Source organism: Erwinia sp. SLM-02 (assembly GCF_037450285.1).
Taxonomy (GTDB): Bacteria; Pseudomonadota; Gammaproteobacteria; order Enterobacterales; family Enterobacteriaceae; genus Erwinia.
In genome coordinates this window covers 2220531-2233808 of record NZ_JAQISN010000001.1, presented here as the reverse complement: position 1 = coordinate 2233808, position 13278 = coordinate 2220531, and the positions used below count along the sequence as shown (strand labels likewise).

General features: G+C 60.4%; 10 protein-coding genes. 3 read left to right on the top strand and 7 right to left on the bottom strand.

All coding sequences use genetic code 11. The annotated features are described in order from the left end of the window. Positions 1-95: 95 nt before the first annotated feature. Genes PGH32_RS10410 through PGH32_RS10400 form a run of 3 tightly spaced genes read right to left on the bottom strand, consistent with a single transcriptional unit; the run spans position 96 to position 4215 of the window. Positions 96-1487 (bottom strand): PTS transporter subunit EIIC, encoded by a 1392-nt coding sequence (locus PGH32_RS10410; protein ID WP_337893977.1) that lies wholly within the window; start codon positions 1485-1487, stop codon positions 96-98. Beyond that, positions 1480-3165: an alpha-glucosidase gene (locus PGH32_RS10405; RefSeq protein WP_337893976.1), complete on the bottom strand. Its 1686-nt coding sequence runs from the start codon at positions 3163-3165 to the stop codon at positions 1480-1482. The genes PGH32_RS10410 and PGH32_RS10405 overlap by 8 nt, the downstream gene beginning before the upstream one ends. 48 nt (positions 3166-3213) lie before the next feature. Next, the gene (locus tag PGH32_RS10400) at positions 3214-4215 is read right to left on the bottom strand and encodes a LacI family DNA-binding transcriptional regulator (protein WP_337893975.1); all 1002 of its coding nucleotides are present in this window, start codon (positions 4213-4215) and stop codon (positions 3214-3216) included. A gap of 361 nt (positions 4216-4576) precedes the next feature. Here PGH32_RS10400 and PGH32_RS10395 point away from each other — a divergent pair, with 361 nt between their 5' ends. From PGH32_RS10395 to licT, 3 genes are read left to right on the top strand one after another with little or no spacing between them, the layout of a single operon-like run. Further along, positions 4577-6637: a glucose PTS transporter subunit IIA gene (locus PGH32_RS10395; RefSeq protein ID WP_337893974.1), complete on the top strand. Its 2061-nt coding sequence runs from the start codon at positions 4577-4579 to the stop codon at positions 6635-6637. Then, entirely contained in the window at positions 6634-8046 is a 1413-nt protein-coding gene (locus tag PGH32_RS10390) for a glycoside hydrolase family 1 protein (protein WP_337893973.1), read from the top strand. The genes PGH32_RS10395 and PGH32_RS10390 overlap by 4 nt, the downstream gene beginning before the upstream one ends. Positions 8047-8091: 45 nt before the next feature. Next, positions 8092-8946 carry a BglG family transcription antiterminator LicT gene (gene licT, locus PGH32_RS10385; RefSeq protein WP_337894287.1) on the top strand — a complete coding sequence of 285 codons (855 nt, stop codon included), beginning with the start codon at positions 8092-8094 and terminating at the stop codon, positions 8944-8946. Between the two features lie 38 nt (positions 8947-8984). On the opposite strand, the gene PGH32_RS10380 is transcribed toward licT, so the two are convergent. From PGH32_RS10380 to PGH32_RS10365, 4 genes are read right to left on the bottom strand one after another with little or no spacing between them, the layout of a single operon-like run. Next, positions 8985-9746, bottom strand: coding sequence for a FadR/GntR family transcriptional regulator (locus tag PGH32_RS10380; protein ID WP_337893972.1), 762 nt, complete (start codon positions 9744-9746; stop codon positions 8985-8987). A gap of 12 nt (positions 9747-9758) precedes the next feature. Further along, positions 9759-10538, bottom strand: coding sequence for an ATP-binding cassette domain-containing protein (locus tag PGH32_RS10375; RefSeq protein ID WP_123334799.1), 780 nt, complete (start codon positions 10536-10538; stop codon positions 9759-9761). Continuing rightward, on the bottom strand, positions 10535-12328 hold the full coding sequence (locus PGH32_RS10370; protein WP_337893971.1) for a dipeptide/oligopeptide/nickel ABC transporter permease/ATP-binding protein: 1794 nt from the start codon (positions 12326-12328) through the stop codon (positions 10535-10537). Before PGH32_RS10370 ends, PGH32_RS10375 begins: the two co-directional genes overlap by 4 nt. Then, positions 12325-13272: an ABC transporter permease gene (locus tag PGH32_RS10365; RefSeq protein WP_337893970.1), complete on the bottom strand. Its 948-nt coding sequence runs from the start codon at positions 13270-13272 to the stop codon at positions 12325-12327. The genes PGH32_RS10370 and PGH32_RS10365 overlap by 4 nt, the downstream gene beginning before the upstream one ends. Positions 13273-13278 lie beyond the last annotated feature (6 nt).

The following is a 13278-nucleotide window of genomic DNA, read 5'->3' as shown; positions in this document are numbered from 1 at the left end:
GTATTCAGGGCATACGGGTTGCCATTAATAAAGTGAAGCGTGCTTTTACAGCAAAGGATTACGGCAAAGGGTTTACGGCATCGGTCTGTGATTTATTATCGTTTTTTATTATCCACCCTGACCAGCAGCAGCGTGCAGACAAAGGCGAAGACGGCCACGGCCACGCCGACGGTGATATAGGTAATAAACTGATAGCGGTCGTACAGGTACATCAGCGGCGACAGCAGCACCGCCAGCCCGTAGGAGTTGGCCTTAATCGACAGCAGGGAGAGCACCATGCCGCCCAGCGCCGAACTGCACAGCATGACGGCAATGGCCCGCATGCCGGACTGCATGACGATACCGAACAGCGCAGGTTCGGAAACGCCCAGCAGCTGGGTAACGGTGGCCGAGATCCCGGCGGTCTTAAACGCCACGTTTTTCGACTTCAGCGAAATCGCCAGGCACACGGCGGCGTTGGCGAACCCGTACATCGCGCAGACGGTGATCAGCGGATTGAACCCGGTGCCGGCAATCAGCGAGGTTTCAATCATAATGAACATATGGTGCATCCCGGTCATCACCGCAATTGGGTAGATAAAGCCGATCAGCAGGCCGCCGATACCGGCAGGCAGCGCCAGGAACTGCTGGATAGCCATTACCGCATAGTGCTCAAAGCCGTGCACCAGCGGGCCGAGCACCAGCAGCGCAATCGCCACGGCGCAGAGGATCACCAGGAACGGGGTGAAGATCAGATCCATCGAGTTGGGCATAATCCGGCGGAAAACCTTCTCCAGCTTCGCGCCGATAATGCCGGTGATCAGCGCGGTCAGTATCGACCCCTGATAGCCGACCAGCGGAATAAAACCGAAGAGATAGATCGGCTGCGCGTTGCCGTAAGCGACCGAATAGGCGTTAGGCAGGGCGGGGGACACCAGCATCAGCCCGATCAGGAAGCCGATAATTGGCGTGCCGCCAAACTTCTTAAAAGCCGACCAGCAGATAAACGCCGCCAGAAACGCAAACGCCGTATCGCACAGCACGGTCATCAGGGTGGTCACCGAGGCCGGCAGGGCGAGGGTGCTGGCGCCAAACATCGCCAGCACCGTATCGTTAAACAGCACCCCCTTCAGCCCGAGGAACAGCCCGGTTGCCCCCAGCACCGGTACGATTGGCACAAATACGTCCGAAAGATGGCGGATCCCCGCCTGCAGCGAGCCGCTGCCCTGGCGGCTCATCTCATCCTTGCTGACTTCGCTGATATTAAACGCCTGCATAAACTCGGCGTAAACCTTATTCACAATCCCGGTGCCGAGGATCACCTGATACTGCCCCGAATTAAAAAAGACGCCTTTCACTTCATCGACGTTTCTTATTTTCTCATCGTCTATCAGGCTGCGATCTTTTACCTGTAAACGCAGCCGGGTGGCACAGTGCGTTGCAGAAATAATGTTTTCCCGGCCAATGATATTCACCAGCTCAACGGCAATATTTTTATATTTATTCATGTTGGGTTGTTCCCTTGATAAGAATGCTTTGATAAGGCTTTAATGAAGAACTGAGCTGTGGATAGTTATTAACGATAATCTCGCCCTCCGGTATTTTATAATCAACTGCGTGGTTACTGAGGTTGGTGACAGAAATAAAGCATTCGCTTTCCGTGCGGCGCTGATAGCTGATAATTTCCGGTTCGGCCGTTTCCAGCGGCATAAAGTCGCCCCAGATCAGCGCATCGGGATAGTCATGATTGCGCAGGCGGATCAGCCGCTGGTAGAAGGCAAAGACCGAATCCGCATCCTGCTGCTGATCGGCGGCGTTGATTTTGCCGTCGTCCGAGGAGAGCGCCAGCCAGAGTTTCGCCCCCTGATTAAATCCGCTGTTTGCCGTGTTGTCCCACGGGAACGGCGTGCGCGAGTTGTCCCGCGAGCGGTTATTGACGAACGCCAGCGACTGCTGTGCGGAGAACCCTTCCGCCAGCGCGCGATGGTAGTTATCAATGCTGGAGATATCGTCGAACTCGCTGATATCGCTGCGGCAGAAGTTGGTCATGCCCAGCTCCTGGCCCTGGTAGATGAAGGGCGTGCCGCGCAGGAAGAAGTACATCGCCGCCAGGCATTTCGCGCCGATGGCATTCTGATAGTCCGGGTGAACCAGTTTTGACAGCGCCCTCGGCTGGTCGTGATTCTCAATAAAGCTGGTGCCCCAGCCGCACTGCGCAAAGGCGTTCTGGCTGTCAAACAGCGCGTCGCGGAACTCGGCTACCGTCCAGTCGCGGCGGCGGAACCATTCGGAACCGTTTTCCACGTCGATGTCCGCCGCGTGGAAGTCAAAAATCATATCGAAGTAGCCGTTCTCGCCGATAAACTGGCCGTATTCCGCATAGGGAACGCCCGGCGCTTCACCCACGGTGACGCAGGCATAGTTATCAAAAGTGTTTTCCTTCAGCTCGTTCAGAAACACCTCAATGCCGGGGCGGTTGCGCGCCTTGCTTTTAATCGATCCCAGCCCGTCCGCGCCGTCGACCGGGACGCTGGCGTAGTCGGCATCTTTCTTGATAAAGGTAATCGCATCCACGCGGAAGCCGGCCACGCCTTTCTCCAGCCACCAGTTGATCATCCGGTAGATATCGTGGCGCATCTGCGGGTTTTCCCAGTTCAGGTCGGGCTGCTTTTTGTGGAACACGTGCAGGTAATACGTCTCTTCGCCCGGCACCTTTTCCCACGCGCTGCCGCCGAAAATCGAGCGCCAGTTATTCGGCGGCTGGCCGTTCACCGCCGGGCGGAACAGATAATAATCGCGATGAGGCGAATTTGCATCGGCCAGCGCCTGCTGAAACCACGGATGCTCATCGCTGGTGTGGTTTACCACCAGGTCGATCATGATTTTAATCCCGAACGCGGCGGCTTTCTCAATCAGCGTATCCACATCGCGCATCTCGCCGAACTCCGGGTTGACCGCGTAGTAATCGGCGATGTCGTAGCCGTTATCGGCCATCGGTGACAGATAAAACGGCGATATCCACAGCAGGGTCACGCCCAGTGAATGCAGATAGGGCAGTTTTTCGATAACCCCCGGCAGATCGCCAATGCCGTCGTTATTACTGTCCTTAAAGCTCCTCGGATAGATTTGGTAAATCACGGATCCCTTCCACCAGGCGTTATCCTGGTCTCTTTGCTGCTTTAACATGTCCACCCCTGTGATGTGGTATCGATACCACATTGTGATAAAAAAAATTTACGCCGACTTTCTGAGCACCAGTTCCGCTTTCAGGTCGTCACTGTTGTAGCGGTACGGTTTACCGGCGATAAGCGCAATCAAGTACTCCACCGAGAACTGGCCCAGCTTGTCCACTGGTTGATTCACCGTGGTAATCGGTACGCTGACCATTTCAGAAACCGGCAGGTTATCGAAGCCGACCACCGCGATATCCTGCGGCACCCGGATGTCATGGTTGGTCAGCCAGGTGACCAGGCCACAGGCCACATCGTCACTGCCGGTAAACACCACGTCCGGCCGTGCGGAAGGGGGCAGCGCCGCCAGCTGCTCCGCCAGGCGGATGCCGTCTTTGTAGCTGTGCAGCCTGCGGAAAATCAGCGCGTCATCAACGGCTCTGCCCGCGGCCGCCATCGCCTTCAGGAAGCCCCGGTTGCGGCGCTCGCCGTGGCCCTTTTGCAGAAAGTCGCCGCCGGTGCAGTAGGCGATTTTCTGGTAGCCCTGCTCCAGCAGATAGCCCATCGCATTAAACGTTGCCTCTTCATCATCCACCCGCACCACCGGCAGGTCCGATCCGTCCACGCGGGTGTTGCACAGCAGAATAGGGCCGTGCTGCTGGTATTTTTCCAGCACCGCTTTATCGCTCTCCACCGAGCAGAGGATCAGGCCGTCGATAATCTTTTTCTTCAGCAGATCGAGGCAGTTGGCCTCTTCCCCCGCGCTGTCGTGGTTCTGCACGATCAGCACCGAGTAGCCGTTTTTGCGCGCCGTCACTTCCAGCGCGTCGACCAGATTGGCGAAGAACGGGTTGGTTATCCGCGACACCAGAATGCCGATGCGATGCGACTTCACCCCGCGCATCTGCTGCGCGGCGGTGCTTGGCTCGTAGTCCAGCGCCTTCATCGCCGCGAGGATGCGGATTTTCTTATCTTCGGAGATGTAAGGGTGGTTATTCAGAAAGCGCGAGACGGTGGTGACCGACAGTCCGGCGTGCTCTGCCACATCTTTAATGGTTGCAGTCATAATGTATGAAATCGATATCAGAATGCCGCTACGCTATTTTTTGCCGGCAGAATTGTCAAACGCAACCTTCCAGAATTTGATCGCAATCACATGAAAGCGGTCAGAAATTTCCAGATGGCAGCAAAGGGGCGGCGGCGTGCGGTTAAAGTTGAGAGCCAGATCGCAATACTGCACTAAGGGGATTGCCAGCCTGCACCGGCTCTGTCGATAATCGCCACGCAACGAGCTTTACAGGTTGCCGTGATTTTTTATTAAGGCGTGTCACTGGTAAAGCAGGCAAGACCAAAATAAAAATGCTCCTCCACCATGAGGCGCATTTCTTATTTTGGTCTTTTTTTTTGGTTTTTTTCTGGGGAAAACAGTGGATTATAAACAGCTCGCCCATCAAATCCTGTCGCTCGGCGGTGGCAAAAGCAACATCAGCAGGCTCACCCACTGCGCAACGCGGCTGCGCATGGAATTTAACGATCGTACTCAGGTTGACGCGCAGGCGATTGAAAAACTGCCGGGCGTCATCGGCGTGGTGGAGAGCGGGGGCCAGTTCCAGATTGTGGTCGGCAATCAGGTGCAGCAAACCTATCGCACGCTGATGTCGGAAATCGGCACGCTGAACGCGCAGCCCGCCGGCGGAAACGCGGCGGCGAAAAAAAGCGGCATATTCAGCCAGATTATCAGCGTGATCTCCACCACCTTCACCCCGGTGATCCCGGCGATTACCGGCGCGGGGATGATCAAGGCGCTGCTGGCAATCCTCAAGCTTTGCGGGTTAATCAGCGCCAGCAGCACCACCTATCAGCTGCTGGATACCATTGCCGACGCCGCGTTCTTCTTCCTGCCGGTGCTGCTGGCCTACGGCGCGGCGATTAAATTTGCCTGTAGCCCGATTCTGGCGATGACCATCGCCGGGGCGCTGCTGCACCCGAACCTGGCGCAGATGCTGGCAAAAGGCGGCGATATCACCTTTATCGGCATCGACGTGCGGCTGGCGGACTATGCCGGTTCGGTGCTGCCGATTATTTTCACCGTCTGGCTGATGTCGTGGGTGGAGCGCTTCGCGGAAAAAGTCTCGCCGTCGATGCTGGTGTTCTTTATCAAGCCGATGATTGTCCTGCTGGTCACGGCACCGCTGGCGCTGGTGGTGGTGGGGCCGTTTGGCATCCTGCTTAACGATCTGGTCGCCGCCGGTGCCGCCGTGGTTAACGGGAAAGCCAGCTGGCTGATCCCGATGCTGATGGGCGGTCTGCAGCCCTTCCTGGTGATCACCGGCACGGCGTGGGCGATGACGCCGATTGCCACCGCCCAGCTGACCCGTCAGGGCTTTGAAACCATCAACGGCCCCGGCATGCTGGCCTCGAATATTGCGCAGGGCGCGGCAACGCTGTGCGTGGCGCTGAAAACCAAAAATAAAGATCTGAAGCAGCTGGCGTCGTCGGCCGGTTTCACCGCGCTGCTGGGCATTACCGAACCGTCGCTGTACGGCGTCACGCTGAAGCTGAAACGTCCACTCATTGCCGCGATGATCGGCGGCGGCTGCGCCGGGATTTACGCCGGGCTGAGCGGCGTGGTGCGCTATGCGTTTGTTTCGCCGGGCCTGGCCGCGCTGCCCGCGTTTATCGGCGACAACCCGATGAATATCGTCCATGCGCTGGTCACCTGTGCCATCGCCATCGTGGTGACGTTCTCGCTGACCTGGTTCCTCGGCTTTGACGATCCGCAGCCGGAAGGAGAGGGTGATTTATCGCCTTCTGATGGTACCCCTTCCGCCGGGGCGAAACCTGCCGGTAGCGGAGCATCTCCGGTGTCCAGGGCGGCAGTATCAGGTTCCGCTACGGCCGAATCGGGACAGTCCAGCCCTGCGGCATCAGCCATCGCCGGGTCGGAAGCGCACTCCGTACAGGGTGCTGGATGTCCCTCTGACAGCGACACGTCAGCGGCTCATTCGCAGCCGTCTGAAACGCTGCGCAGCCCGCTCAGCGGCCGCATTGTGCCGCTCTCGGCGGTGCCGGACGACGTCTTCTCCCTCGGCCTGCTGGGCCAGGGCGTGGCGATTATTCCGGACAGCGGCGTGCTGCTCTCCCCGGTAGCGGGGGAGGTGGTGACCTTCCTGCCGTCTAAGCACGCGGTGGGCATCAAATCAGACGGCGGTGCGGAAATTCTGATCCATATCGGTATTGATACGGTCAATCTGGCCGGTCAGCACTTCACCTCTGCTTTGCAGGTTGGCGACCGCGTCAGCCCGGGTGACGAACTGGTGAGCTTCGATCTGGCGGCGATTATTGCCGCCGGCTATGACCCGATCACCCCGGTGCTGGTGGTCAACAGCGAGGAGTATCGGGCGGTTGAGGCCGTTGCCGACGGCCAGATCGCCACGGGGGCCGATCTGCTGGCCCTGAGAAATCAACCAGGGGAGGCTACAGCATGATTTATCGTCAGACAGCACCGTTCCCAGCCGATTTTTTATGGGGCGCTTCAACCTCGGCCTATCAGGTTGAGGGGGCGTGGAACGAAGACGGCAAAAGCCCGTCGGTGATTGATATGTGCCAGCATCCGGCGGAAACGGCGGATTTTACCGTGGCCAGCGATCACTATCATCGCGTGATGGAGGATGTTGCGCTGTTCGCCGAGCTGGGGCTGAAGGCCTATCGCTTCTCGATCGCGTGGACGCGCATCATCCCCGGCGGCGTCGGGGAAGTGAATCCGGCCGGTCTGGCCTTCTACGAGCGGCTGATTGATGAGCTGAACCGCCACGGCATCGAACCGATCGTCACCCTGTACCACTTCGATCTGCCGTGGTGCCTTGAGCAGCAGGGCGGCTGGAACAGCCGGGCAACCATCGACGCCTTTGTGGCGTACGCACGCACGCTGTTTACCCACTTTGGCGAAAAGGTTCGCTACTGGCTGACCATCAACGAACAGAACACCATGATCCTCCATCCGGGGGCGATTGGCCTGCCGGAAGGCGGCGTGATGCCCACGGCGAAATCGCTGTGGCAGCAGAACCACCATATGATGCTGGCCCAGGCGCAGGTGATGGCGCTCTGCCACCGCCTGCTGCCGGTGGCGAAAATCGGCCCGGCGATTAACACCACCTCGATGTATGCGGAAACCTGCAAACCGGAAGATGCCATTGCGGCGCACAACTGGGAAACCCTGCGCGGCTGGAATTTCCTCGACGTCGCGGTACACGGGCGCTACAACTCGCTGGCCTGGCGCTACCTGCTGGACCGCGATATTGCGCCGGAGGTCGAGGAAGGGGATGCGGCGATCCTGCTGCAGGGCCGGCCGGACTACGTGGCGATCAACTACTACTCCACGGCCACCATCGCCGCCAGCCGCGGCGACGCCTCGGATATCAGCGCCCGCGCCGGGGATCAGCAGATTATGCTGGGTGAACCCGGGGTCTATCGCGCGGCGGAAAATCCGTTCGTCGGCAAAACCCAATACGGCTGGGTGGTCGATCCGGTGGGGCTGCGCCTGACGCTGCGTAAAACCTGGGAGCGCTACAACCTGCCGATCCTGATCACCGAAAACGGCATCGGCGCGCCGGACGCGCTGGAAGCGGGCGAGGTGATTAACGACGACTACCGCATCGACTTTTTACGCCAGCATATCGCACAGCTTCAGCTGGCGCTGGCGGATGGCGTGGAGGTGATCGGCTACTGCCCGTGGTCGGCGATTGATGTGGTCAGCACCCATCAGGGCTACGGCAAACGCTACGGCTTTATCTACGTTAATCGCGGCGAGCACGATCTGAAAGACCTGAAGCGGATTCGCAAGCAGAGCTTCGGCTGGTATCAGCAGGTGATTGCCAGCAACGGGCAGAGCCTGTAAAACAACACGCAGCAGACAATGGCCGGGTGGCGATAAATGGAAAAAATGACGGTAGTAAAGGTGCTGAATAACAGTCTGGTGTTAGCCAGTACCCCCGGCCATGAAGACGTGATTGTGATGGGCAAAGGGCTGGGCTTCAGCAGCCGGCCCGGCGACGAGCTGGATCCGCAGAAGATTGAAAAAATCTACGCGGTGCAGAACAGCCAGGCCGCCCGCGACTATCTGCGGGTGATTGAAAACTCGCCGGAATACCTGCCGCCGCTGGTGCAGTCGCTGATTGACCTGGCCAACGTCGGGCTGAACGGCCGCCTCAGCGAGCAGCTGTTTTTTACCCTGATGGATCACCTCAGCTTTGCGATTGAGCGTTTCCACAAGGGCATTGCCATCCAGAACCGGCTGCTGTTTGAGGTCAAACGCTTCTATCCGCGTGAATTCGCGCTGGCGCAGCAGGCGGTCAACACGCTGAATCAGCGGCTGGCCATCAGCCTGCCGGAGGAGGAGGCGGGCAATATCGCCTTCCATCTGGTCAACGGGCAGACCGAGGTGCTGAATATGGAATCCACGCTGCTGTCGGTGAAGATGCTGAAAGATATCTTCAACATTATCAAATATCACTTCCGCGTGGAGATCGACCGCGACTCGCTGAACTATCAGCGTTTTCTGACCCACCTGCAGTTTTTCATTCAGCGGATGATCGAGCGGCGGCAGATCGCCACCAAAGACGATTTCATCTTCGAACAGGTGCGCGGCGAGTATCCCGATCACTATCGCGCCAGCCAGCTGATCGGCGAATACGTGCTGAATCTGCTGCAGGTGACGCTCACCACCGACGAGCTGCTGTACCTGATGATCCATCTGGTGCGGGTGGTGCCGCCGGCAGGGGAGCCGGCCGACGACTGACTGCGGGCCGTCAGTTAGCCGAAAGCGGGCGGTAAACGTTAAATGCTGTCGCTCAGAAAACGTTCCTCCAGCGTTGCCTCCAGCGCCAGCATTGATGCCTCGGCGTGCTGCATATGCGCGCGCATAATGGCCTCCACTTCCTCCGCATCCTTGTGGCGCATCGCGTCGATCAGGCGGCGCTGAAAGTTGATGCCCACCCGGCGATCCACCGGCTCGGGGCGCTGATAAATATCCTTGCACACCGCCAGATCCTTCAGCAGCCGCTGTAAGAAGTGGCAGAGAAACGCCAGCAGCACGTTGTCGGCATAGCTGGCGACCACGCCGTGAAAATCCAGCTCCGCCATCCGCTGCGCCCAGCGCTCATCGTCGTCGGCGGGCGGATGGTCGTAGACGGTAATCAGCTGGTTCAGTCGGGCAAAACCGGCCTCGTCGATGGCGTGAATTGCGCTGACGGCGGCAATCGGCTCCAGCGCCTTGCGCAGGGCGTAGATATTGCCGATCGACAGTTCGCGGGTGAACAGATAGTTGGAAAGCAGGCTCATGGCGCGGGTTTCGGTCATCGACTCGATAAACGCGCCGCCGCCCGGCCCGGTTTTGGTGCGGATCAGCCCCTGCACCTCCAGCGACTTCAGCGCCTCGCGCACCGTGCCTTTACCTGCGGCGTAGTGCTGGGCCAGATCTTTTTCCTGCGGCAGCCGGTCGCCCGGCACCAGGTTATCGCGAATGATGGTTTCTTTAATCGCATCAACGATTTCGTCGGTGCGCTTGCGGCGCGGTGCGTCCGGGGTGTCCTGGCTCATTAATTCTTTCCTTCACAGACGGGGGGCGCTGGCGAGCAGACTCTGCGTGTAGCTGTGCTGAGGTGAACGAAACAGCGTGGCGTTATCGGCACATTCTACCAAATCTCCGTGATACATCACCGCCACCCGATCGGCAATCGATTCGACCACCGCCAGATCGTGGCTGATAAACAGGTAGGAAAGGCCAAACTGTTCCTTCAGCTGATCCAGCAGCAGCAGAACCTGTGCCTGTACCGACACGTCCAGCGCGCTGACCGGCTCATCCAGTACCAGAATGCGCGCTTCGGCGGCCAGCGCTCGCGCCAGGGCCAGCCGCTGGGCCTGCCCGCCGGAAAACTCGTGCGGATAGCCGATCAGGGCATCGGCGGGCATTTTCACCGCCTCCATCAGCTCCAGCATCCGCGCTTTTCGTTTCGCACCGCCGTAGCCGCACAGCGCCTTCAGCGGCACGTCCAGCGTATCCGCAATGGTTTTCCGCGGGTTCAGCGAGGCGACCGGATCCTGAAACACATACTGGATCAGCCGCCCGTTCTCTTTACCGTTGCGTCCGGAGCCGGTCTCGTTGCCCATCAGGCGGATGGTGCCCGAGGTCGGCGTTTCCAGCCCGACCAGCATGCGCGCCAGGGTACTTTTCCCCGAGCCGCTTTCGCCCACCACCGCCAGCGTTTCTCCGGCGGCAAGATGCAGTGAAATCCCTTTGACCGCCTGCACCTGATGAGCCGCCGGGCTGAACCAGCGTGCGGCGTGGCCGAAGGTTTTTGTCAGGTTTTCTACCTCAATCACGTTGCTCATACGCGCTCCTGCTGGGGCTGGCTGGTGGGATAAAGCGCCGCGACCTGGCGCAGGAAATCGCGCCCCTGGCCGGCCTTCGGCACGCTGGCGATCAGCCGCCGGGTGTAGTCGTGCTGCGGATCGGCCAGCATCGTGGCGGTGTCGCCGCTCTCCACAATTTCGCCGTGGCGCATCACCGCCACGCGATCGCAGATCTGTGCAATCACCCCGAAGTCGTGGGTAATAAACAGCAGGGTCAGGCCGCGTTCGCGGCGCAGGTTTTGCAGCAGCTCCAGGATCCTGGCCTGCACGGTCACGTCCAGCGCGGTGGTCGGCTCATCGGCGATGATAATCTCCGGGTCGTTCGCCAGCGCCATCGCAATGCCCACGCGCTGGCGCTGACCGCCGGAAAGCTGATGCGGCCAGGCGTTAAACCGCGCGGCGGCATCGGGGATGCCGACGTCCTCCAGCAGGGCGATCGCTTTCTGCCGCGCCTGGCTGCGCGACAGCGGCTGATGGGCCTGAATCGCCTCAACGATCTGGTCGCCGATGCGTAACTGCGGATGCAGCGTGCTCAGCGGATCCTGGAAAATATAGGCGACGCGCGCGCCCCGACGCTGGCGCAGGGCGTCAGGGGAAAGCGACAGCATCTCTTCGCCGTCCACATAGATCGCGCCGCCGCTGATTTCACCCGGCGGGGAGGCCAGCAGGCCCATAATCGACAGCGCGGTGACGCTTTTCCCCGAGCCGCTTTCGCCAATCAACCCCAGGCATTCCCCGCGCTGCAGATGGAAGCTGATGCCCTTCACCGCCTGCTGCGCCTGTTTTCCGGCGCGGAAGCTGACCGCCAGATCCACCACCTCCAGCAGGGCACCGTCGGTTTTTGCCGCCGGTACGGCAGGGCGGGTGACGGTGGTGACCGCCTGCGCCCGTTGCAGCACGCCGGAGCGCAGCCTTGGATCGAGCAGGTCGCGGATGCCGTCGCCCAGCAGGTTAAAGCTCATTACCAGCAGGAAGATCATAATGCCCGGCACCAGCGATACGTGCGGCGCGCTGAACATCTGTGCGCGCCCCTGGCCGAGCATGGAGCCTAAATCGGCATCCGGCGGCTGGGTGCCGAGGCCGAGGAACGACAGGCCAGCGGTTTCCAGGATCATCCAGCCGATGGTGGTGGACATGGTCACCACGATCACCGGCATCACGTTGGGTAGCACTTCGGTGAACAGCACCGACGCGTGGCTTTTGCCGGAGAGTCGCGCCGCCTGCACGAAGTCGCGCTGGCGCAGGCCGACGGTCAGGCCGCGTATATTACGGGCGAAAAAGGGAATATTGACCACGGCGATGGCGTACAGCGCATTCAGCAGCCCCGGACCGAGCACCGCGACAATCGCCAGCGCCAGCAGAATATAGGGGAAAGCCATCAGCATATCGATCAGCCGCATCAGCAGGCTGTCGGTGCGGCCCCCCGCGTAGCCCGCCAGCAGGCCGATCAGCGTGCCGAACAGCGCGGCCAGCAGCGTGGCGCTGATGCCCACCGCCAGCGACACCCGCGTCCCCCAGATCAGCCGTGACAGTACATCGCGCCCCAGCGGATCGGTGCCCAGCAGATGCCCCGGCGACAGCGGCGGCAGCAGGCGCTGCAGCAGATTGGTGGCATCGGGATCGGCCAGCGGCAGCAGCGGTGCGCAGAGGGCGACGATCGCCGTCAGCAGCAGAATAATCAGCCCCAGCGTGGCCAGGCGGTTCGCCAGCAGCAGCGACCAGAGCGACGGGCGGTGGCGCGTGGAGGGCGCCGTCAGAATCTGGCTCATGATTTTAACCTCGGGTCGAGAAGCGCCTGCAGGATGTCGGCGCACAGGTTGATCAGCACATAAACCGCGGCGGCAACCAGCACGCCGCCCTGCACCAGCAGCAGATCGCGGGTGGCAACGGCTTTCACCAGCATCGCGCCCAGCCCCGGCCACTGGAAGACGGTTTCAATGTACACCGCGCCGCCCAGCACAAAGCCGGCCTGAATGCCGATCACCGGGATCACCGACACCAGCGCCATGCGAAAGGCGTGGCGGTAGATCACCTTCGACTCGCTCAGGCCGTTGGCGCGTGCGGTACGAATAAAGTCCTGACGCAGCACCTCCAGCATCGCGGTGCGGGTCAGGCGGGCGATCACCCCGGTGGCGACAATCGCCAGGGTGACGGCGGGCAGCGCCAGGTGATGCAGCAGATCCAGCCAGCCGCCGCCGCCCCAGATGGCGAACATCCCGGAGGCCGGGAACCACTGCAGCTGCACGGCGAACAGCATAATCATCAGCAGACCGATCCAGAACGAGGGCATGGAAATCCCCACCAGTACGCACAGGGTGATTAACCGATCGCCCCAGCCGAACTGGCGCAGCGCGGAGGCGATCCCCGCCAGCAGCCCGAGCACGGTACTGAGCAGCAGCGCGCTGCCGCCGAGGATCAGCGTGGCCGACAGCCGCTGCAGCACCTCGTCAATCACCGGGCGGTTCAGCACGTAGGAGCGGCCAAAGTCGCCGTGCAGGATGTTGCCGATCCAGATCAGATACTGCTGCCACAGCGGCTTATCCAGTCCGAGATCGCGGGTGATGCGTTCGACGTTTTCCGGCGTGGCCCAGGCTCCCAGCAGCGCCTGGGCCGGATTGCCGGGGATCATCGCCATAATCAGAAAGACGATCAGCGAAAGCCCGATAAAGATGGGAACGATCGCCAGAACGCGTTTTAGCGTGTAGTGCCACATAGTCAG

Bases quoted from the DNA above. Each gene is read 5' to 3' on its own strand.
- PGH32_RS10400 (WP_337893975.1), bottom strand. From the start codon at position 4,215: ATGACTGCAACCATTAAAGATGTGGCAGAGCACGCCGGACTGTCGGTC.
- licT (WP_337894287.1), top strand. From the start codon at position 8,092: ATGACGGTAGTAAAGGTGCTGAATAACAGTCTGGTGTTAGCCAGTACC.
- PGH32_RS10410 (WP_337893977.1), bottom strand. From the start codon at position 1,487: ATGAATAAATATAAAAATATTGCCGTTGAGCTGGTGAATATCATTGGC.
- PGH32_RS10365 (WP_337893970.1), bottom strand. From the start codon at position 13,272: ATGTGGCACTACACGCTAAAACGCGTTCTGGCGATCGTTCCCATCTTT.
- PGH32_RS10390 (WP_337893973.1), top strand. From the start codon at position 6,634: ATGATTTATCGTCAGACAGCACCGTTCCCAGCCGATTTTTTATGGGGC.
- PGH32_RS10375 (WP_123334799.1), bottom strand. From the start codon at position 10,538: ATGAGCAACGTGATTGAGGTAGAAAACCTGACAAAAACCTTCGGCCAC.
- PGH32_RS10405 (WP_337893976.1), bottom strand. From the start codon at position 3,165: ATGTTAAAGCAGCAAAGAGACCAGGATAACGCCTGGTGGAAGGGATCC.
- PGH32_RS10380 (WP_337893972.1), bottom strand. From the start codon at position 9,746: ATGAGCCAGGACACCCCGGACGCACCGCGCCGCAAGCGCACCGACGAA.
- PGH32_RS10370 (WP_337893971.1), bottom strand. From the start codon at position 12,328: ATGAGCCAGATTCTGACGGCGCCCTCCACGCGCCACCGCCCGTCGCTC.